The sequence below is a fragment of the Idiomarina sp. Sol25 genome (assembly GCF_033052775.1).
Classification (GTDB): domain Bacteria; phylum Pseudomonadota; class Gammaproteobacteria; order Enterobacterales; family Alteromonadaceae; genus Idiomarina.
Genome location: NZ_JAUPEW010000185.1, coordinates 1 through 255 on the forward strand (window position 1 = coordinate 1; position 255 = coordinate 255).

Annotated in this window: 1 protein-coding gene; it reads right to left on the bottom strand. The window is 56.9% G+C overall.

The features are described 5' to 3' along the window. A partial coding sequence (locus Q5L94_RS13935; RefSeq protein WP_317498948.1) for a hypothetical protein occupies positions 1-255 on the bottom strand: 255 nt, incomplete at both ends.

The window sequence follows — 255 nt, forward strand, 5'->3', positions numbered from 1 at the left end:
GTTGTTCTCAGGCTGGCCATTGCTCTCCCATTCCACGGCGATATCGGAAGGGTAGAAGCCCTTCACGAGGCAGGTCAGGGACACCTGATTCTTGGTCATCTCTTCCCGGCTAGGAGGCAGGGTATACACTTGAGGTTCCCGGGGCTGTCCCTTGGCCTTGCTGATGGTTTTCTCGATAGGAGCAGGCAGGGCCTTGTTGGACACCTTGCACTTGTACTCTTTGCCGTTCAGCCAGTCCTGATGCAGCACGGTCAG